Genomic DNA, 20,914 nt, shown 5'->3' with positions numbered 1-20,914 from the left:
ACATCGTGCGTGTTCTTGTCACCGGTGCGGCCGGTTTCGTCGGTGGGGCTGTCACCGACACCCTCGCCGCGGCCGGACACCAGGTGACCGCGCTCGTCCGCTCCGGACGGTCCTGCCCGCCGTTCGCGCCGGGAGTGGAGGTCGTCGCCGCCGACCTGGTGGACTTCCACGAGCTCGAGCTCGCCCGGCTCGACCGCGGGTTCGACGCGGTCTGCCATCTCGCCGCCCTGACCCGGGTACGCGAGTCCCGGTACGACCCGCTGCGGTACTTCGCGGTGAACGTGACGGGCACCGCGAACCTGCTGCGGCTGCTCGAACGCGGTACCAAGGCCGCCGGGACCGCGCCGGTCGTCGTCCTGGGGTCGACCTGCGCCGTCTACGGAACGCCGGAGATCCAGCCCATCCCGGAGAGCACGCCCCCGGCGCCGACCCACCCCTACGGGGCCTCCAAGCTCGCCGCCGAGCAGCTCGTCGTCCACCAGGCCGCGACCGGCGGGATCGGCGCGGTGGTGCTGCGCTCCTTCAACGTCGCGGGCGCCGCGGGCCGGCACGCCGACAACGACCAGAGCCGGATCATCCCGGCGGCGCTGGCGGTGGCCACCGGGCGCTGCGAGTCCTTCGGCGTCAACGGGGACGGGGCGGTGATCCGCGAGTACGTGCACGTGGCCGACATGGCCGAGGCGTACCTCGCGGCCCTGGACGCCGTCCGGCCCGGCCACAGCAGGATCTTCAACGTCGGTACCGGCCTCGGGGTCAGCGTCATCGACGTCCTCGACGCGGTGGAACGGGTCACCGGCCGCGCCGTACGACGGGTGCACCGCCCGCCGGCGGCGGAGCCGCCCGTGCTCGTGGCGGACAGCCGGCGCATCCGGGCGGAGCTGGGCTGGCAGGGCAGCCGCTCGACGATCGACCGGATCGTCGCCGACGCCTGGGACGCGGCGACCTCACGGGCGTCCACCACCGCCACGTCCAGGTAACCGCGCGTCCGGCGGCGTCCGGCGTCGCCTGGCATCTCCCGGCCCACCGGTGTCCCCGGCCCCCAGGCATCCGCTGCCCCCCGACTCCGGTCCCTCGGCATCCCTGCCTCAGCCAGACTCAGCCGGACGGACTCATGGTGACAAATACATCATTACATCGCTACTTATAGCAACTCGCGGGGTGGGTTGCCGCGTTCCGGGGTCCCACGGCACCATGGACGGGCATCATGGACCTGCGGTAGGGCCATGGCGGCCCCTCCAGCGCCCGGTTCGGAGCTTCAACGTCGCGGCTTCGTGTCGAAGCTCGAGCGACACAGTCCGCTGGCCACCAACGTCCGGCGCCGGCCACGGACCTGTCGTCCTTGCGGCTATGACCCGTCGTCCTTGGACGAGACCGATGGTTCTCTCGAATCTGGACATAACGTAACCTCGCGGGCCTGGATGCGCACACGAAAAACACGGGGACACGAAAGACACGGGAACACGGCCTTCGGCGCGCCCGGAGGCATCCAGATCAGTGAAGGAGACGCCCGTGGATCGTCCATATCATGTCTACGACTACGACGGGGAGCATCTGGGATCGTTCGCGACCTGGGACGCCGCGCACGACTGGGCCCACCTGCAGGCGGCGCTGGGCGGGGTGCTCGGGCCGCTGGATGTCGAGGACCGCCGCAACCGGGTCGGCCGGCGGCTGTGGGCGGAACGCTGCGAGTTCACCCATTGGCAACAGATCGGGCAGGACTATGACATTGACGACATCGGTAGCATTCACGGATGTGCCATGAGAAGTCCTGCCATGCTCACACTTGCCCCGCCTCAGCAACGACGACCTGTCTGACTCCGTTCATCCGTACCCGGACATCACCGCGGTGACACCCGGTCATCCGGATGGGCGGCCCCGTGACGTCATCCACCGACCATCCATCTGACCGGCGACCATCCATCTGACCGGTGAAAGGCCCCACGCCCGGGTGCGGATGCCCGCACGAGGGCCCGCACAAGGCGGCCACGCATCACGAGCCACACGAACCACGAACCAGCAGCCAGCCATCGCAGGCACCCCCGGCACAGTCGACGCAGCAGGCATTCATGCTGGGCACTAAGCTGACCTACGCTGATCGGGGCAGGTCGTCCGCGCCGGAACCGACATCTGTCGGGCGGTCGCCACAGCCGACACCTGTCGGGCAGTCGCCGCAGCTGACGTCTGTCGGGCAGTCGCCACAGCCGCAGCGCCTTTGGGGGAGAGACACAGGGTGGACACACAGCCTGCGGGTGGTCAGCACCCCCGGCCGACACCTCGAGTAGTCGTCGGCATACTACGTGCTGTACGCGGCTGGCTCATAGCGGTCACCGGCGGTGTTCTGCTGTTCGGCTGTTATCTCGGTGTGTCCGCGGAGACCGACCCCGGCCGTCAGCTCCCCTACTTCGTCTCCGGTGGGCTCGGCGGGCTCGCGCTCGTCTTCCTCGGCAGCGCGTTGCTGGTAGCCGACCAGATCGACGCCGCCGCCAAGGGACGGGGACGGCTCGACCGCCAGGTCGAGGAGTTGCACACGCTGATCGTCGCCGCGGCCTCCGTGCCGGCGCCCGCCGTCACGACGGTGACGGATCAGGCGGCCGCCGGCCAGGACGACGGCGGCCTGTTCGCCGTGCCCGCCGGCCGGACCTACCACCGCCGCACCTGCGAAATGATCGCCAGCAAGCCCGCGCAGCCGGTGGACTCCACCCAGATCGCCGCCCGCGGCCTGACACCCTGCACGATCTGCGAACCAAAGATCGCCGCGTGAGACGAGCCTGCCGCGTCGGGCGCGGACCTGCCGTGCTCCCCGGGCCGGCGGCGGGCCGGAAACAGCATGACCGTGTCGCTGCCGCGCCCTGGGGGTGGGCCGGATGAGAAGCATCGATCTGGCATTCGCCGGGGTCTCCATCGGAGCGATCGCCGCGCTCTCCGGTATCGGCCTGCTGGTGACCTACCGGACCAACGGTGTCCTCAACATCGCCCAGGGTGGCATCGCGGCCCTGGTGGCCTACGTCTTCCGCGCGATGGTCGTCGACTGGCAGCTGCCGCTCCCGGTCGCGGCGCTGCTCTCCCTCGCGGTCGTCTCACCGCTGATCGGCATCGTACTCGAACGGTTCGTCTTCCGCCCGCTGGCCCGCCGGCGCGCGTCCGCGGCCGAGTCGCTGGTGGCGAGCCTTGGCGTGCTCGTGCTCACCGTCGGGATGACCGCCGGGATCTGGGGTCTGGGGTCCCGTAACGACGCGCCGAGCCTGTTCCCGGAACGGACGGTCGGGCTGCCCGGGGGCAGCCGCATCGGTGTCGACGCGCTCGCCGAGCTGGCTCTGGTCGTCGCCGTGTGCGTGACCCTCGGCCTGATCACGACCCGTACCCGTTTCGGCCGGCAGGTCCGGGCCGTCGTCGACGACCGCCGGCTCGCCGAGCTGTCCGCCATCCCGGCCGACAGGGTGGCCGCGGCCGGCTGGGCCGTCGGCACCATTCTCGCCGGCTTCACCGGCATCCTGCTCGCGCCCCGCCTGCAGCTCACCCCGTACGGACTCACCCTGCTGGTGCTGGAGACGTTCGCGGTGGTCGTGGCCGCCCGGCTGGCCAGCCTGCCGGGCGCGGTGCTCACCGCCCTGGCCATCGGCATCCTGCAGAGCGAGCTGAGCCAGTTCCAGGTGACGGGCGAGTTCAGCGCCCTGTATCTGGCCGTGCAGTCCAACCTGTTCGTGGCCGCGCTGCTGGTGCTGCTGCTGGTCCTCCCCCGGCTGCGCGAGCTCGGTGGGGACGCGGGCTCCACCGGCCGGTTCTCCAGCCGCGGCGCGCCGCAGACGTACCGGGCGAGCCTCACCGAGCAGCGCCGGGACGTCCTCGGCAAGCTCGCCGGCGCCGTGCTGCTGGCGGCCCCGCTCACCTTCGCGCCCATCAACCTGCGCGACGCGTTCATCGTGCCGGCGCTCGCCCTGATCTTCCTGTCCCTGGTGATCGTCACCGGTTACAGCGGGCAGATCTCCCTTGGCGTCGCCGGCTACGCCGGACTCGGCGCGCTGCTGYCCGCCAAGCTCGCCGACGGCGACCTGTTCGGGCTGCCCGCGCTGCCGGCCCTTGCCGCCCCGCTGGTCGGCGCGCTGCTGGTCGCCCCGGTGGGCCTGCTCACCGGGTACCCCGCCATCCGGCGGCGCGGACTGGCGCTCGCCCTCACCACGTTCGCGGTCGGGGCGGTGATGTCCCGCTTCGTCTTCCAGCAGCAGACGTTCGTCTCGGGGCTGCACGTCGCGCCGCTGTCCGTCGCCGGGCACACGCTGTCCGACCGCTGGTTCTATGTGGTGGAGCTGCTCTGTCTGGGGCTCGGCCTGCTCGTCGTGCGCAACCTGCACGAAGGACGTCTCGGCCGGGCGCTGCTGGCCGTGCGTGACCACCCGGAGGGCGCGGCGGCGGTGGGCGTGGACGTGCGCAACCTCAAGCTGCTGTCCTTCACCGTCTCCGCCGCCGTGGCCGGGCTGGGTGGCGCCCTGCTGATGCTCAGCTACGCCTCGTTCGACGCGGACGCCTTCTCCCCGCTGAACAGCCTCCTCTGGTTCACCGCGGTCGTCGTGTTCGGCGCCGACAGCGCCGCGGGCGCGGTGGTCGCGGCCGGCTTCATCGTCACCATCGACACCCTCGCGCCGGCCGGCTCGGCCACCCTGGCCGTGGGCATCCTGGCGCTGAGCCTGGGCTGGCTGCCCGGCGGTCTCGCCTCCGCCGTCCGCCATCTGGTGACCCGCCTCGGTCACCGGATCGTCGAGGACCTGACCGAACCGGGCCGGGCCGGGCTCGCGGGAACGGGCGCGGGCGCCGCACGGGCGGCTGCCGCGACGTCCGTCTCGCCCGCGGCATACCGGCAGCCGGCCGGTGACGGCGGATCCCCCGTCCTGACGCCCTTCGGGGAGGCGCTGCTCGCCCGGGTACGGCAGGTCCTACACACCTCCGGGAGGACACAGTGAGCGGGGGGACGCAGTGAGCCGCGCGGAACTCACCGGCCGCGGACTGGCGCGCCGCTACGGGGGGCTCACCGCGGTCGACAACGTCGACATCACCGTCGCGCCCGGCAAGGTCACCGGGCTGATCGGGCCGAACGGGGCCGGCAAGTCGACGCTGTTCAGCCTGCTCACCGGGGTGGAGAAGCCCGACAGCGGCAAGGTCTTCCTCGGCGGCCGCAACATCACCCGGATGCACCCGGACGTCCGCGCCCGCCACGGGCTCGTCCAGACCTTCCAGGTGCCGTCGCTGTTCACCAGCATGACGGTCATGGACAACCTGCTGGTGGGCGCCGAGAACAGGCGCCGCGACTACATCGGCGGGCTGCTGGGGCGCACGCCACACGGCAGTACCCGCACCCGGCGGGTGATGACCCGCACCCTGGAGTCCCTCAACCTCACCGGCATCGCCGACACGACCACGGGAACGCTGCCGACCGGGGCGCTGCGCCTGGTCGAGCTCGCGCGCGCCCTGTGCACCCGGCCCGACGTCCTGCTGCTCGACGAGCCGGCCAGCGGGCTGGACGGGCAGGAGACCGAACGGCTCTCCGGGCTGCTGCGGCGGGTCGCCGGTGAGGGGGTCGGCATCCTGCTGGTGGATCACGACGTCGAACTGGTCTTCTCCGTCACCGACCAGGTGTACGCGATGGTGGGCGGGCGTATCGTCGCCGAGGGGACACCGGCTGCCGTCCGCGAGGATCCGACCGTACGGGCTGTCTATCTCGCGCAGGGGCCRCTGGCATGAGCGTTGAACTGGCACTGACCGGCGCACGCGCCGGTTACGGGACCATCGAGGTCCTGCACGGGCTCGACCTGACGGTCCCCGCGGGGAAGGTCACCGCGCTGCTCGGGGTCAACGGCGCGGGCAAGAGCACCACGTTGCGGGTGCTCGCCGGCGTGTTACCGCTGCGGTCGGGCTCCCTGACCTGGCAGGGCAGGACGATCACCAGAATGTCGGCCCTGGAGCGGGCCCGCTCGGGCCTGATGTTCGTCCCGGACGAACGCGCGGTGTTCGCCACCCTCACCGTGCGGGAGAACCTGCAGGTGGTGGTGGAGGCGATCGGGCAACGGGACATCTCCCCGGCGCTGGAGGCCTTCCCCCGGCTGCACGAGCGGCTCGGTCAACGGGCCGGGACGCTCTCCGGCGGCGAGCGGCGCATGCTCGCCCTGGCCCGTGCCCTGCTGGCCCGGCCCAGGGTGCTGCTGGTCGACGAGCTCTCCCTCGGCCTGTCACCCAAGGTCGCCGGTGAGCTGTTCACCTGGCTGGCGACGGTCGCGCTCGGCGGGACGACGGTGGTTCTCGCCGACCAGTACACCAACGACGCTCTTGGCCTCGCCGACATCGTCTACGTCCTGCACCGGGGCGAGTGCTCGTTCGTCGGGGATCCCGCGGAGCTGCACCCGGCCGTCTCCGCCGAGCCGGTCTGAGCCCCTCCCCCGGCCCCGGCGGTCACGCTCACCGGGGCCGGGCACAGGGCTCACACAGGTCTTTCCCGGGTTCTCACTCGGCCGGGTAGGGCAGGTTCGGGACGGTGAAGCAGTTGGTGTTCATGTCCCTGACCTGGGTCACCCAACCCCCCTTGCCGCCGTTCGCCGAGCTCTCCCAGCGGGCGACGTTGATGCAGTTCCGGTCGGTCTCCGGGGGGGTCGCGATCTTGGTGAAGTTGCGCGGGGTGAGTAGACCGTCACCGTCATAGTCCTGCGGGCGGTTCAGGAACTGTTCGACGCACACCCGGGTGACGTTCGCGCCGCACGATCTGATCGCGTCGGTGAGCCACTGGGCGGACGCGTAGCCCTCGAGGGTCCAGATGCTCAGTTTGCCCTCGCGCGCGGGCTGGTATTTCGCCATGTCCGCCCGGAACCTGGCCACCGCCGGGTAGTTCGTGTCGTTGTAGTTGCGGGTCGAGCTGGTCGCGTAGGTGACGTCACGGCAGTTGGGGGTGTCCGCGAAGGCCTGGCCGAAGGTGTCGGTCCACCCCTGCGACGTGGTCATCTTCGCCTTGACCGTCAGCCCCTGGGCCTGCATCGACTTGCACAGGGCCAGGTTGCCGTTGTCCTCCATCGCATCGAAGATCACATCGACCCCGCGGGCCTTCAGGTCCAGCACGGCCGCGTCGAAGTTCGGGGCAAAGTAGTTGATCTCTTTTTCGACGACCGTGTAGCCCTCCCTGCGCAGGCCGTCGGCAACCGACTGCGCGTAACGCTGGGACGGCGCGACGTTGTAATAGACCACGCCCGCGACCCTGGTGCTCAGGTTCTCCTTGAGCCACCGGTAGTTCTCGGTGCCGGCGTAGAGGTTCCCGTCGTAGCCGGGCTGCCTGCCGTCACGCGGATAGTAACTACCGTAGATCGAATACAGGTGCGGGTACTGGTCGTAGGCGCTGCTGGTCGGCTGGCCGCCGACATCCGGCACACCCTTGGAGTTCAGGTACTGTGCCCCGGCGTAGTCGAACGCCGACACCCCGGCCAGCGCGAAGACCTTCTCGTCGTCGACGAGCTTGYGCGCACAGGCTGTGTTGTCGGGCCCGCTGCCGTGGTCGTCACACTGAACGAGCGTGACCTTGCGGCYGTTCACACCGCCGGCGGCGTTGAGCGCGTCGAAGTAGGCCTTCGCGCCGTACAGGGAGGTGGAGAAGGTCTCCGACCCCAGCGGGCTGGTCAGACCGACGATCACACCAACTTTGACGTCGTTCGCGGTCACCCCGGTATCCGACGCCGTGTTGGCCCCGGTGTTGGCCCCGGTGTTGCCCTGAGTGGGACCGCTCGGCGGTGCGCTCGATTCCTCCACCCTGCTTCCGCAGGCCGAAAGCACGAGCGCGGACAGCGCGGCAATGATGACGAGCAACCTCGCTCGCATAGGCATGCTCTCCCCGGGATCGTTGGTTACCCAAGACGCTATTGCGCCAGCTGGGCCCCCGCGCGTCGTGCTGCCGACAGGAGGTCACAGCGTTTCCCGGCCGTCGACGCAACGTTGGGAAACGTCCATCCGGGAGACGTGCCCGGACAGCGGATCCGCGCCGTCACCACCGGGGCCGTCCACCCGGCCGGCTCCCCGGATCAACGGCCCTGGCGTGTCACAGAAATCGGCGCCACCATCGCCGGCGCGAGGCCGAAGGGACCGGCTGCGGCACCTGGGTGTCCCGCTCTCCCGCGGTCTCGTCCGGACCACCCTCGGCAGGCTCCGGGGCGTCCCTGGCGGCCGCGGCAACCGGCACCGCATCGGCATCCGGCACCGCGTCGCCCGGGGTCACGTCGCCCGGGGCTTCGCCGCCGGATGCCGCGCCGCCGGATGCCGTGCCGCCGGATGCCGTGCCGCCAGGGGCCGCAGCGGCAGGGGCCGCGGCGGCAGGCGCCCGGCTCCCGGATGCGTCGGCGTCGGCGTCTTTCCCACCGGTTGTCTCCGGAACGGACGCCGGCACGGCCTCGGACGGCTCCTGGTCGTCGGCGGCCACGGGCGGGGTGGCCGCGACGGGTTCGGGAGCCTCGGCGGACACGCCGGCATCCTCCACGACCTGGTCCGCCTCCACGACCTCAGCCACCTGCGCGACCGGAGTGACCGTGGCCGTCCCGTCCGCCGTGGCCTCCTCGACGGCGGGCCGCGTGTCGGCGGACGCAGGCTCCTCGGCAACCGGTGCCGTGACCGCCGTGGCTGGCTCGGCCGCCTCGACCGGGCTGGCTTCCTCGGCAGGCGTGGCTCCGTCGCTGACGGAGACCGGCGTCCGGGCGGCTACCCCTTCCTCGTCCTCCGGTTCCGCGTCCTCTGGTTCCTCGTCCCACGGCGGTGCCGGTTCCGTGAGCGCGACCGGACCGGCATCCGGACGCTCGTCGGGCCCGGAGCCGGACGCGGCCGGTTCACTCTCCTGGGAGCCCGGCCGGGCCTGGTCGTCCGGCTGTGCCGGGGCGGATGCGTCGTCCGGCTGCGCCGGGACAGATTTGGGGTAGGCGTCGTGCTGCGGCAGCAGGCGGTTGACGATGCGGCCGTTCGGGCCCGGTGCACGGTGCAGACGGCCCTTGTCCGACAGGCGCCGACAGACCTGGTTCACGGTCTGGCGGCGCACCTGGAGCGCTTCCGCCAACTGTCCATCATCCAGGCCGGTCGGAGCCTTTGCCAGCCGCTCAAGAATGCGGTCCGCAACAGTAGACACGAACATGAACGCTATACGCCATCGACGGTGGGGTTGCAAACAGGGTGGCTCCACCTCACCGTCCGTCGTCCGACCGTAGTGTGTCCGGCGCTTCCAGCAGGCGACCGACGCGAAACCGGTGACGACGCGGCCGACCGGGACTCCGCCGGCCAGCGGTGGGCGCTGGCCGCGGGACGGCAGCGGATATCGGCCGCGAAACGACAGTGGGTGCTGGCCTCGGTGCGGCGATGGACATTGGCCGCGGGGCGGCCGGTGGACATTGGCCGCGGGGCGGCTGGTGGACATGGCCGCGGGCGGCTGGCGGACGTTAGCCCCAGGCCGTCAGGGGAATGGCCTTGACGGACAAGACCGGCCGCCATGGCCCGTCCTTTGCGATCGGGGATCGGCCGGCGAGACCCCGAGAGCTCTGATCCGGTCAGGAGGATGCAGCGATGACGCAGCCGATCCCGGAGGGTGACAACAGCGCAGACAACAGCGCAGACAACGGCTACCTGGACAGTGGCTACCTGGACAACGRCTATCCCGACAAAGGCTATCCCGACAGCGGCTACGTCCAYACGCACGGAAGCCCGCTTGAACAGTCCGAAAGCCTCGACAGCGACGGCCTGGGCTCGACCGACCGCGGTTTCGACCCGCTTGATGACGGCTGGGATCCGCCGGACCGCTTCGGCCCGGGTGAACGCTTCGGCACGACCGCCCAGGAGCAACGTGCCGGCGAGTCGCTGGACTCGCTGCTCGCCCAGGAACAGCCCGAGCCGGATCCGTACGACGAGGCGGCCCGACTGGAGTCCGGTGAGGTCCTGGAGTTCGACGTCTACTCCTCGGCCGGCGGCTACTCCTCGGCCGAGGACGCCGTCGAGCGGCCGACCGCCCTTGACGGCGACGGAGAGCCGGACGACGCGCCGACCCTGCTCACCGACGACGAGGGCGTACGGACGGTGACAACGGCCGAACTTGTCGTACGCGGGCCTGTCGGGGGCCGCGCCCGCGGCCGCGACGGGGCCAGGCCGGCAGGCGCGCCGGAGGAGGATGCCGTCCACATCCGCACCACGGAGTGACCCCAAAGGTGAGCTCAAAGGTGACCTCAAAGCAACTTCGGAGTGACGCCGAAGTGCTCCCGGAACGGTCCGCGGCGCGCGACGACCGCGGCAACCCGGAGCCCCACCGTGGCACGACACGCCGAACCGGAGAGATCGACATAGGCTTTTGCCCCGACTATGTCCTTTGACACCTCTTGGGGGAGAATATCCGAAGACATCGTCGCGACAGAATAGGCGTACAATTAGTAAGACTATAAATACCTTGAGTTACATCACTGACAGGAACCCCCTGGGCGAGGAGGAGCGATGACGGGTCCGATCGACCCGCTCGCCCGGCACGGCGCAGGCACCGGCGGCGCCCGGGTACGGGAACATGACGACCACCCCCACACCGGGCCGGTTCCCCCGATGTCGGCATCCCATGCGCCAGCGCCCCAGGCACCAGCCTCGGCGGAACCGGCGTCCCAGGCGCCGGTTCCCGCGGACGACACGCCCGGATACGAGGGCCTGGCGACGTTCTGCCACCGCCCGTGGATGCCGACGCTCGACGATCTCGCGGCCCGCCGCCCGGACGTCGCGGTGATCGGCGCGCCGTTCGACATCGGGACCACGCACCGGCCGGGCGCCCGCTTCGGCCCGCGGGCCCTGCGCGCGCTCGCCTACGAGCCCGGCACCTACCATCTCGACCTCGGCGTCGAGATCTTCGACTGGCTGGACGTGGTGGACGCCGGGGACGCCCGTTGCCCGATCGGGCAGACCGAGGCGTCACATCGCAACATCCGCGCGAAGGTCGGCGGTGTGGCCGGCCTCGGGATCATCCCTGTGATCATCGGCGGTGACCACTCCATCACCTGGCCGGCGGCGTCCGGGGTCGCCGAAGCGGTCGGCTGGGGGGAGCTCGGCCTGCTGCACTTCGACGCGCACGCCGACACCGCGGACATCATCGACGGCAACCTCGCCTCGCACGGGACGCCGATGCGCCGGCTGATCGAGTCCGGGGCGGTACGCGGGCGCAACTTCGTCCAGGTGGGGCTGCGCGGCTACTGGCCGCCACCGGACGTCTTCGACTGGATGCGCAAGCAGGACATGCGCTGGCACCTGATGGACGAGGTCTGGGAACGCGGCTCACACGCGGTCGTCACCGACGCGATCGCCCAGGCTCTGGACGGCTGCCGGGCGCTGTACCTGTCCGTGGACATCGACGTGCTCGACCCCGGCTTCGCACCCGGCACCGGGACGCCGGAACCCGGCGGGATGACCCCCGTGGACCTGCTGCGCGCCGTCCGGCGGATCGCCCTGGACACCCCGCTGGTCGCCGCGGACATCGTGGAGGTCGCACCCCCCTACGACCATGCCGACAGCACCGTCAACAACGCCCACCGGGTCGCCCTTGAGGTGTTCGCCGCCCTCGCCCACCATCGGCGTGCCGCCGCCGGCGAAACCCCCGGCCTGCCCGGCCACGACCCGCACGCGAAACGCCCGTGACCACGGGGCTGGCTGCGGGGCACCCCGTGCCCGCCCCCTCGCCCGTCCCGCGCCCGCGCGTCCCGGTCCCTGCGCCCCCGACAACCGCGAGGCTCCCCAGGAGCGCCCGGCCGGTCGCCAGGGACGCGGTCACGCGGTTACCGAACTGCCCGCGCGCCCGGTGACCGCGCGGCCCAGCACGTAGCAGGCGATCGCCGCGGTGGCGGCGACGTTGAGGGAGTCCACGCCGTGCGCCATCGGGATCCGCACCCGGACGGTGGCCGCGCCCAGGGCGTCCCGGGTCAGCCCCGGGCCCTCTGAGCCGAGCAGCAGGGCCAGCCGGTCGTGCGAGCTCACCGCGAGCTCGTCCAGCGGCATGGCGGTGGCCGACGGCGTGAGCGCGACCAGCGTGAAGCCACCGTCCACCAGCAGGGACAACGCCGCCGGCCACGGGTCGAGACGGGCGTACGGGACGGCGAACACCTCCCCCATCGACACCCGCACCGACCGCCGGTACAGCGGGTCGGCGCACGACGGGCTCAGCAGGACGGCGTCCATCCCGAGCCCGGCCGCCGAGCGGAAGATCGCGCCCAGGTTGGTGTGGCTGACGATGTCCTCGCAGACCAGCACCCGCCGCGCCGTGGCCAGCACGTCCGCCGCCGGGGTCGGCGGGCGGCGGCACATCGACGCGAGCGCCCCGCGGTGCACCTGAAACCCGGTGATCGTGGCGAGTACGTCCGGGCCGGCGAGGTAGACCGGGACGCCCGGCTCCAGATCGGCCGGGACGGTCGCGACCTTCGCCGGCCCCACCAGCAGCGATCGCGGATGGTAACCGGCCCGCCGGGCCCGTTCGATGACCATCTCGCCCTCGGCGATGAACAGGCCCTCGGCCGGTTCCCGCCGCCGGCGCAGGGCCACGTCGGTCAGCCCCACGTAGTCACGGACCCGCTCGTCCGCCGGATCGTCGATCTCTATGACGTCCAACCCGCTCCCATCATCCCGGCCTCAGCTCCCCGCCGGCCCGTGCGTCCGACCGACCCGTGCGTTCCGCGGGACGCACGGGTCCATCCCACTCCCGGGGCATCCGTGACATCCGCGGCACCCGGGACGACGCACGCGGCGGCCATACCCGACACGACGGTCATATCCGTCACCGCGGACGGCCCGCATCCGTCGCGGCGAGCTGCCACGGCGGGCTGCCACGGCGGGCTGTCATGGCGGGCCGCCCGCGTCCGTCGCGGCGGTGCCACGGCGGACGACACCGTGCCGACGCCGCGGTGAAACCGTCGGGCGGCGTCGGCGCGGCAGAATCGGCCCATGACCGTGCCTGTCCCGGCCCCCGGCCCGCGGCCGGTCGACCTGCTCGTCCGCGGCGCCGAACTGGTGGCGACCATGGACGACCGCCGCCGGGAGCTGCCCGGCGGCTGGGTGGCGGTGACCGACGGCCTGGTCAGCGCGGTCGGGGCGGCCGGCGACCCGCCCCCGCCGGCCCGGCGCACGCTGGCGGCGACCGGCTGCCTGGTCACCCCGGGCCTGGTGAACACCCACCATCACATCTTCCAGAACCTCACCCGGTCGTATGCGCCGGCGGTGTCCGGTTCGCTGTTCGCCTGGCTGCGGACGCTCTACCCGCTGTGGGCGCGCCTGGACGAGGAGGCGGTGTACGTCTCCGCCCACGTCGGCCTGACAGAGCTCGCGCTRGGCGGCTGCACGACCACCACCGACCACCTGTACGTCCATCCGCGCGGCGCCGGGGACCTGATCGCGGCCGAGATAGCCGCCGCCCGCGAGCTCGGGATGCGCTTCCACCCCACCCGCGGATCGATGTCACTGTCGGTGAAGGACGGTGGGCTGCCGCCGGATTCAGTCGTGCAGGATCCCGACGACATCCTCGCGGACTCGGCGGCCCTCGTCGCCGCCCACCACGACCCCGCCCACGGCGCGATGGTGCGGATCGCGCTGGCGCCCTGCTCGCCGTTCTCCGTCAGCCCCGAGCTGATGCGGGCCACCGCCGAGCTCGCCGAGAAGCTGGACGTGCGGCTGCACACCCATCTCGCCGAGGACCCTCAGGAGGACGACTACTGCCTGGCGACCTACGGCCGGCGCCCGGTCGAGCACTTCCGCGACCTCGGCTGGGGCGGTGACCGCGCCTGGGTCGCCCACTGCATCCACCCGAATGCCGCCGAGGTGGCCCAGCTCGGGGCCTGGGGCACCGGGGTCGCCCACTGCCCGAGCAGCAACATGATCCTCGGAGGCGGGCTGGCGCCGGTCGCGCGGCTGCGGGCCGCCGGTGTGCCGGTCGGGCTCGGCTGCGACGGCTCGTCGTCCGCGGACAGCGCCTCACTGTGGCTGGAGGCGCGTACGGCGATGCTGCTGGGACGGCTGCGCGGCGGGGCGTCCGCGATGTCCGCCCGGGACACGTTGGAGATCGCCACCCGCGGCGGCGCGGCCTGCCTCGGCCGCACCGGCGAGCTCGGCGAGCTGTCCGTCGGCGCGGCCGGTGACCTGGTCGTCTGGCCGCTGGACGGGATCGCCTTCGCCGGCGCCCTGTCCGACCCGGTGGAAGCGTGGTTGCGCTGCGGCCCGGTAGCCGCCCGGCACACCGTCGTCGCAGGCAGGACCGTCGTGGAGAACGGCGCCCCCGTCCACCCCGGCCTCGACGACATCCTCCGCCGCCACCGGACGATTGCCATCGCCATCCAGCGAAACCCCTGATGGCCGGCGTCCCGCCCTGGCCCCAGAATCCCAGTATCCGGAGCTGACACTGGCCCGGATCCGCCGACGACCATCGAACCAGCACGTTCCGTTCACGATGTTCGCGGCGGCACTCAGGCACTGGCCGTGGTGTGGCGGGCGGCGGTGGTATCCGGCGAAACGATCGGCCGAAGCGGCCAGGAAGGCAGCGAAAGATCCAGTGACCGTGTGTCCCGATGATCGACCACTGGTGGTCGTGGTAGGGGTGGGGGCCGACGGGTGGGGTGGGCTCACCGAGGCGGCTCGGGAGGCGCTGCGGGCCGGGCAGGTGCTGATGGGCAGCCGGCGGCAGTTGGCGCTGGTACCCGCCGACGTGGGCGGCCGGCGGGTCGAGTGGCCCACGCCGTTGGTGCCGGCGCTGCCGGGGCTGCTCGCCGAGCACGCCGGCGCCCGTGTGTGCTGCCTGGCCAGCGGCGACCCGATGTTCTTCGGCCTGGGCACGACGCTGGTGCGGCTGCTCGGCGCGCGGTGGGTGCGGGTGCTGCCCCATCCGTCCTCGGTCTCGCTCGCCTGCGCCCGGCTCGGCTGGGCGATGGACGCCGTCGACGTGGTGAGCCTGGTCGGGCGTCCGCTCAGCGCCGTGCACCCGGCCGTGCAGCCCGGACGCCGGCTGATCGTGCTGTGCGCGGACGGCCACAGCCCGACGGCGCTCGCCGGCCTGCTGGTGGGCCGCGGCTACGGCGGCAGCTCGTTCACCGTCCTGGAGAACCTCGGCGCGGATGACGAACGGTGCCGCACCGGCACGGCCGCGTCCTGGTGCGACGGCGGTTGGCACGGCGGCGAGCGGCACGACGGCGAGCCGACCGCCGCGCTGGCCGATCCGAACGCGCTGGCCGACCTGGGCGCAGTGGCCGGCCCGAACGCGGCGACCGGCCTGGGCACGCTGGCCGACCCGGACGCGACGACCGGTCTGGGCACGACGACCGGTCCGAACGTGGTGGCCGATCTGAACCTGGTCGCTGTCGAGTGCGAGCCCGGGCCCGACGCCGGGCATCTGCCGCGGACGGCGGGCCTGCCCGACAACGTGTTCGAGCACGACGGCCAGCTCACCAAGCGGGAGGTGCGGGCGGTCACGCTCGCCCGGCTCGGTCCGGCCCCCGGCGAACTGCTGTGGGACGTGGGCGCGGGCTCCGGCAGCATCGCGATCGAGTGGATGCGCACGCACCCGGCCTGCCGGGCGATCGCCGTGGAGCCCCGGGCGGACCGGGCCGCGCGGATCCTGCGCAACGCGGACGCGCTGGGCACCCCCGGCCTGCGGGTCGCCGGCTCCCCCGCCCCCGCGGCGCTCGCCGGGCTGCCCACGCCGTCCGCCGTGTTCGTCGGCGGTGGGATCACGACTCCCGGTGTGCTCGAGCGGTGCTGGGCCGCGCTCCCGCCGGGCGGCCGGCTGGTGGCCAACGCGGTCACCGTCGAGTCGGAGGCGGTGCTGGCCGGCTGGCACGCCAGCCACGGCGGCGACCTCGTCCGGCTGGCGGTGGCCCGCGCCGAGCCGGTCGGCGGTTTCACCGGTTGGCGGCCGATGCTGCCGGTCACCCAGTGGGCTGTGACCAAGACCGCCGGCCCCGCCGGCCCCACGCTGGGGAGGCAGCCGGCCCCGGAACGCAACGGCAGTCCAGATACGACACAATCGCGGCCGTGACGCTCATCGCCGGACGCGCAGCCGTTGTCCCGGACCTGCTGGCTGTGGCGGACACCCGCTGCCGGTCTGCCCCGCCGGGCCGCTACGGTCGCCTAGAGCGCCGATTGGGTGACCCTAAGTATCCCCACGAGCGGTGGCGCACTTCGATGGACGCCGACCACCGAAGAAGATCGGCGCGAGTTTGTCGTTGTGTACGCTGATGCGGCCAAAAAACGTACACAACAACAAAATCGCGGCGATCATGGCCTGTACGGGCGGTCGTGGAGGGGATCCGCGCTACGTGACCGTCGCTCTGGGCCGGTCCGGCCGGCTGGGCCGGTCCGGCCCGCCGGGCCGCCGCTGGCCCGCCGGGTGGCCCACGACCGTGCGGAGCTCCTGGTGAACGACTACGTCCGCGACGGCGCCGAGATCTACCGCCGCTCGTTCGCCACGATCCGCGCCGAGGCGGACCTCACCGGCCTGCCGGACGGCGTCGCCCGCACCGCCGTCCGGATGATCCATTCCTGCGGAATGGTCGATCTGGTGGCCGACCTGGCCTACTCACCCGGCGTGGTGGACGCGGCCAGAGCCGCGTTGCTCGCGGGAGCACCTGTCCTGTGCGACACCCGGATGGTCGCCGCGGGCGTCACCCGCGCCCGGCTGCCCGCGGACAACCCGGTGATCTGCACGCTGTCCGACTCCCGGGTGCCGGGCCTCGCCCACCAGCTCGCCACGACCCGCACCGCCGCCGCGGTGGACCTCTGGCGGGACCGCCTCGACGGCGCGGTGGTCGCCGTGGGCAACGCCCCGACAGCGCTGTTCCGGCTCCTCGAGCTCGTCGAGTCCGGCGCCGGCCGGCCCGCGGCGGTGATCGGCGTCCCGGTCGGCTTCATCGGGGCCGCCGAGTCGAAGCGGGCCCTGGCGGAGCATCCCAGCCGGCTGGAGCACCTCGTCGTGCACGGCCGCCGCGGCGGCAGCGCCATGGCCGCGGCCGCCGTCAACGCGATCGCGAGCGAGGACGAATGACCACGCCAGCCGAACGCCCTACCGGACGAGCGCCAAGCCGGCCGGTCCGACGCCCCGACACCGGYTGGCCGGGCCAACCCGTCCGACTGGACGGCCAGGTCGAGGATCCTCGGCGACAACCGGCGGACGGTCGTCACCCCGCGTCTTCGTCCGGTGTCGTCATCCGGTGTCGTCACCCTGTGCATGACCTGTCGGTCGCCCCGAGCAGTCGGATGAGCCAGGCGACGGCGTCCTCGACGGTGGCCACGGCCGGCGCGCCGGGTGGCAGCGGCGGGCGGTCCACCATCAGCACGGGCAGGCCCAGGTGACGGGCGGCGACCAGTTTCGCCGCGGCCAGCGGGCCKCCGCTGTTCTTGGTGACGACGACGTCGATCCGATGGCCGCGCATCAGCGCCGTCTCCCCCTCTACCGTGAACGGGCCACGTTCGAGCAGGACGTCCAGCCGCACCGGCATCGGGGGTGACGGCGCCTCGATCGAACGCAGGAGGAACCAGTGCCGATCCGAGCCGGCGAACGCGGCGATCCCGGACCGGCCCGTGGTCAGGAACACCCGCTCCCCGAAGCCGCCCAGGGCGGCCGCGGCGGCGGCCAGCGACGGCACCCGATGCCAGTCGTCACCGTCCGTCTCCGGCCAGCCCGGCCGGCGCACGACCAGCAGCGGCACCGCGGCCGCGTTACTCCCCGTAACCGCAGCGGCGGTCATCAGCGCGGCGTAGGGATGGGTCACGTCGATCACCGCGGCGATCCCGGCATCCCGCAGGTAGGACGTGAGGCCGTCCACGCCGCCGAACCCGCCCACCCGGATCCGCGCCGCCGTGGGCAGGGCGGGCGCGGCCACCCGGCCCGCGATCGAGTAGACCACCTCCACGCCGGGCAGTGCGGCCAGCTTCTCCGTGAGCCGCCGGCCCTCCGCGGTGCCGCCGAGCACCAGCACCCGCCAGCTCATCGCCGTCCCGCCCGTCCTGACCTGGTAAGACGGCCAGGCCTGGCGGAACGGCTACGAGCGGGACGGCTATGAGCGGGACGGAGCCCGCCGGGCGCCGTGGGAGCCGCCAGGCCGGCGAGCTGCGCTACGGCTGGACGACCGGCGCCTGCGCCACGGCCGCGGCCACCGCCGCCTACACCGCGCTGCTCACCGGCGAGTTCCCCGACCCGGTGACGATCACCCTGCCGGGTGGTCAGCGCCCGGCCTTCGCCCTGGCCCGGGAGGAGCTGACCCCCGGCGCCGCCACCGCCGCCGTCGTCAAGGACGCCGGTGACGACCCGGACGTCACCCACGGCGCACTCGTGCACGCCCGTGTCCGGCTGGCCGCGCCCCGGGCCGGGGTGGTGTTCCGCGCCGGCCCGGGAGTCGGCACGGTCACCCGGCCCGGCCTGCCGCTGGCCGTCGGCGAGCCGGCCATCAACCCGGTGCCGCGACGGATGATGCGCGCCGCGATGGCAGCGGTCGCCGCCGCCCACACCGGCCATACCGCCCACACCGGTGCCGCCGGCCACACCACCCGCATCGACGCCGCAGGCCACACCGGCACCGTCGGCGGTGACGCGGACGGCGCCGTGAACGCGGCCGTCGACGTGGAGATCACGATCGGGGTCGACAACGGGGCCGAGATCGCGCGGCACACCTGGAACCCGCGGCTGGGCATCATCGGCGGCCTGTCGATCCTCGGCACCACCGGCATCGTCGTGCCCTACTCCTGCTCGGCGTGGATCGACAGCATCCGGCGCGGCATCGACGTGGCCCGCGCCGCCGGCCACCGGCATGTCGCGGCCTGCACCGGCAGCACCTCCGAGGAGGTGGCCCGCCGGCTGCACGGCCTGCCCGACGACGCGCTGCTCGACATGGGCGACTTCGCCGGCGCCGTGCTGAAGTACCTGCGCCGCCACCCGATCCCGCATCTGACCATCGTCGGCGGTGTCGGCAAGCTCGCCAAGCTCGCCGCCGGCCATCTCGACCTGCACTCCGGACGCTCCCAGGTCGACCTGGCCGCCCTCGCGGCGCTGGCCCGCGCCGCCGGCGGCGACGCGGAACTCGCCGGGCGCGTCGAGGCGGCGAGCACCGCGCTGGGCGCGCTGCGGGTCTGCCTGGCCGCCGGCGTCCCACTCGGTGACCTCATCGCGGCGGACGCCCGCCGCACCGCGCTCGACGTGCTGCGCGGGGCATCCGCACAGGTCGAAGTAATCGCCATCGACCGGGCCGGGACGGTGGTCGGACACACCGGCACTATGGACACCCGCAATGGCACCTGACGCCGTCCCGCCGGCAGGTGATTCCGCTGTCGAACGGGTGGCTGTGCCGAACGGGTGGTTGCGCCCCTGGCCGTTCGGGCGGTCCAGGTTCACGGCGTGCCGTCAGGCCGCCGGCGGCAGCAGCCCCCGGAAGGCCAGCACCCCGCCCGGGGTGAGCTCGACCAACGGTATCGGCTTTCCGGTCGGGCTTCCGGTGTTGTCGAAGGAGAGGTAGCCGCTGGCCCCGGCAACCTTCTGCTCGCCGTGCAGACGGTTCAGGGCCTGCTCGACCTCCTTCGAGGTGACCTGCGGACGTTCAGGGCTGGCCGCATTCCTGATCGCGGTGACAGCCACCAGGACGGCGTCATGCGACATTATTATCTCACCGTCGTCCAGCGACTCGTTGGGGAAATTCCGACGGAAGATCCCAGCGGGATCCCGAAAACGGGCCACCGTGGTCCGGTTAAAAAAGGAGCCGGTATCCGGAAGTGCCCAAGCGCCGGGATGTGCAAGCGCGGTGAACATGACACTGATGTWCGCGGCCAGCGCCTGGTCGAGCGAACTTTCACCATCAAGGCCAGTGGCGTCGTCGCCGGTCAGTACCGTGATGTGATCACTCCCGCAGTTACGCCTGGCCAGTACCTTGAGGAAGTCCTTGAGCTGATCCGAGCGGCCCGCGAAATAGATGACACCAGGATGTCCGCTGCAGATGTTCGGTAGCATCTGAGTGAATGTTGTGGCCACCGCGCCCAGGTCCGAATTGTATTGCTCGACCTGGCCGACAAGATGGTTGGCCGAGTCCGGATACCTGTCTCTGAAGGTGTCGCCGAGCGTCCGGGGGTAGGGGTCGATGGCCTTCATGTCCTGTACCAGCAGAGCCCGGCCACTCGCCTTCCGCGCATGACCGATGACCGCCGTCACCTCGGCATGGTTGAGGGGTGCGATCCGCCGCAGCGTCGGGATCTCCGTGAGATCGTCCGCTGTCATGGTGGCGCTGATCCGCGGAATGCCYTTCCCTTCAAGCCAGCGGATCGCGTCTCGAGTGGTGTCCAAGCTCGGCCCGAAGCCGACTGTCGCCACCAGATGATCCTTTCCCGCGACTCGTTTGCTGAGAGCATCGACAACCGGTTGCCACTTGTGACCGTCGGCACCTGTGTTGGCCAGCAGCAACCGGATCAGCGGCCGTTCGCTCGCGGTGTCGTGGTTGGCGCTGTACTGGGCGATGAACGCCCCTTCCAGGTCACGTCGGATCGGCTGCGTGACGGAAATATTCGTCTCACCGGTCCGCAGCGGGAAGACGTAGGCGATGGACACGCTCTGCCGGCTGCCCCGCTTCGTGACATCGTCATTCTCGGTCTCGATCAGTTTTTCGACATCGGCAAGATCCGGCGCGAAGATGTGACTGCCGTCGGTGACTCCGACGCACTCGCCGTCGCTGCGTACCACGCCCTCGGCACAGTCGTCCGACAGCACCGGCGGTACGAAAACGAAGGCGAGTACCCCGAGCAAAACCACCAGAACGCTCCCCAGCAGGGTGATCCTGCGGCGCCTGCGCGTCCTGAGCACGGACGGAGTGATGACACCGGGCTCCGGCTCGTGGCCCTGGAAGGGCCTCCTCCAACGGGGTTGGCTGTTGTCGGGCATGGTCGC

The 20,914-nt window shown here is 72.1% G+C and carries 17 protein-coding genes; 12 read left to right on the top strand and 5 right to left on the bottom strand.

From position 1 onward, the window contains the following. Positions 1–5 precede the first annotated feature (5 nt). The 6 genes from BL254_RS14695 (at position 6) to BL254_RS14670 (ending at position 6,416) form a co-directional block, all read left to right on the top strand. Positions 6–977: an NAD-dependent epimerase/dehydratase family protein gene (locus BL254_RS14695; protein WP_047223407.1), complete on the top strand. Its 972-nt coding sequence runs from the start codon at positions 6–8 to the stop codon at positions 975–977. Positions 978–1,509: 532 nt separating this feature from the next. Next, on the top strand, positions 1,510–1,815 hold the full coding sequence (locus tag BL254_RS28415; protein ID WP_235433555.1) for a hypothetical protein: 306 nt from the start codon (positions 1,510–1,512) through the stop codon (positions 1,813–1,815). A gap of 415 nt (positions 1,816–2,230) precedes the next feature. After that, complete coding sequence (locus BL254_RS14685; RefSeq protein WP_052914650.1) at positions 2,231–2,761, top strand: hypothetical protein; 531 nt, start codon at positions 2,231–2,233, stop codon at positions 2,759–2,761. Positions 2,762–2,864: 103 nt separating this feature from the next. Then, positions 2,865–4,955 (top strand): ABC transporter permease, encoded by a 2,091-nt coding sequence (locus tag BL254_RS14680; RefSeq protein ID WP_076843583.1) that lies wholly within the window; start codon positions 2,865–2,867, stop codon positions 4,953–4,955. A gap of 13 nt (positions 4,956–4,968) precedes the next feature. Further along, complete coding sequence (locus tag BL254_RS14675; RefSeq protein ID WP_047223409.1) at positions 4,969–5,733, top strand: ABC transporter ATP-binding protein; 765 nt, start codon at positions 4,969–4,971, stop codon at positions 5,731–5,733. Beyond that, positions 5,730–6,416 (top strand): ABC transporter ATP-binding protein, encoded by a 687-nt coding sequence (locus BL254_RS14670; RefSeq protein ID WP_047223410.1) that lies wholly within the window; start codon positions 5,730–5,732, stop codon positions 6,414–6,416. Before BL254_RS14675 ends, BL254_RS14670 begins: the two co-directional genes overlap by 4 nt. Positions 6,417–6,489: 73 nt before the next feature. On the opposite strand, the gene BL254_RS14665 is transcribed toward BL254_RS14670, so the two are convergent. After that, positions 6,490–7,845, bottom strand: a complete 1,356-nt coding sequence (locus tag BL254_RS14665) for an ABC transporter substrate-binding protein (RefSeq protein WP_076843581.1) — start codon at positions 7,843–7,845, stop codon at positions 6,490–6,492. 217 nt (positions 7,846–8,062) lie between these two features. Beyond that, entirely contained in the window at positions 8,063–9,133 is a 1,071-nt protein-coding gene (locus BL254_RS26120; protein ID WP_139342319.1) for a hypothetical protein, read from the bottom strand. 431 nt (positions 9,134–9,564) lie between these two features. Between BL254_RS26120 and BL254_RS27150 the strand changes: the two genes are divergently transcribed. Together BL254_RS27150 and speB are read left to right on the top strand one after the other, a co-directional pair. Further along, positions 9,565–10,191: a hypothetical protein gene (locus BL254_RS27150; RefSeq protein WP_076843579.1), complete on the top strand. Its 627-nt coding sequence runs from the start codon at positions 9,565–9,567 to the stop codon at positions 10,189–10,191. Between the two features lie 390 nt (positions 10,192–10,581). Then, complete coding sequence (speB, locus tag BL254_RS14650) at positions 10,582–11,658, top strand: agmatinase (protein ID WP_047223444.1); 1,077 nt, start codon at positions 10,582–10,584, stop codon at positions 11,656–11,658. Between the two features lie 129 nt (positions 11,659–11,787). Here the strand turns inward: speB and BL254_RS14645 are convergent, their stop codons facing one another. After that, on the bottom strand, positions 11,788–12,621 hold the full coding sequence (locus tag BL254_RS14645; RefSeq protein WP_047223413.1) for an RNA methyltransferase: 834 nt from the start codon (positions 12,619–12,621) through the stop codon (positions 11,788–11,790). A gap of 333 nt (positions 12,622–12,954) precedes the next feature. On the opposite strand from BL254_RS14645, the gene BL254_RS14635 reads away from it, so the two are divergent. From BL254_RS14635 to BL254_RS14620, 3 genes are all read left to right on the top strand, one after another. Next, the gene (locus BL254_RS14635; protein ID WP_076843576.1) at positions 12,955–14,352 is read left to right on the top strand and encodes an 8-oxoguanine deaminase; all 1,398 of its coding nucleotides are present in this window, start codon (positions 12,955–12,957) and stop codon (positions 14,350–14,352) included. Positions 14,353–14,581: 229 nt separating this feature from the next. After that, positions 14,582–16,030 carry a precorrin-6y C5,15-methyltransferase (decarboxylating) subunit CbiE gene (gene cbiE / locus BL254_RS25075; protein WP_254858155.1) on the top strand — a complete coding sequence of 483 codons (1,449 nt, stop codon included), beginning with the start codon at positions 14,582–14,584 and terminating at the stop codon, positions 16,028–16,030. Between the two features lie 378 nt (positions 16,031–16,408). Further along, positions 16,409–17,035, top strand: coding sequence for a precorrin-8X methylmutase (locus BL254_RS14620; protein ID WP_162233213.1), 627 nt, complete (start codon positions 16,409–16,411; stop codon positions 17,033–17,035). Positions 17,036–17,207: 172 nt separating this feature from the next. On the opposite strand, the gene BL254_RS14615 is transcribed toward BL254_RS14620, so the two are convergent. Continuing rightward, entirely contained in the window at positions 17,208–17,981 is a 774-nt protein-coding gene (locus BL254_RS14615) for a cobalt-precorrin-6A reductase (RefSeq protein WP_047223414.1), read from the bottom strand. Between the two features lie 68 nt (positions 17,982–18,049). On the opposite strand from BL254_RS14615, the gene BL254_RS14610 reads away from it, so the two are divergent. Next, the gene (locus BL254_RS14610) at positions 18,050–19,285 is read left to right on the top strand and encodes a cobalt-precorrin-5B (C(1))-methyltransferase (protein ID WP_047223415.1); all 1,236 of its coding nucleotides are present in this window, start codon (positions 18,050–18,052) and stop codon (positions 19,283–19,285) included. A 102-nt stretch (positions 19,286–19,387) separates the two neighbouring features. On the opposite strand, the gene BL254_RS14605 is transcribed toward BL254_RS14610, so the two are convergent. Continuing rightward, positions 19,388–20,779 carry an ABC transporter substrate-binding protein gene (locus BL254_RS14605; RefSeq protein ID WP_076843574.1) on the bottom strand — a complete coding sequence of 464 codons (1,392 nt, stop codon included), beginning with the start codon at positions 20,777–20,779 and terminating at the stop codon, positions 19,388–19,390. Positions 20,780–20,914 lie beyond the last annotated feature (135 nt).

Origin of the sequence: Protofrankia sp. BMG5.30, from assembly GCF_001983005.1 — a bacterium.
GTDB lineage: Bacteria > Actinomycetota > Actinomycetes > Frankiales > Frankiaceae > Protofrankia > Protofrankia coriariae.
This window is presented reverse-complemented; position numbering and strand designations above follow the sequence as displayed.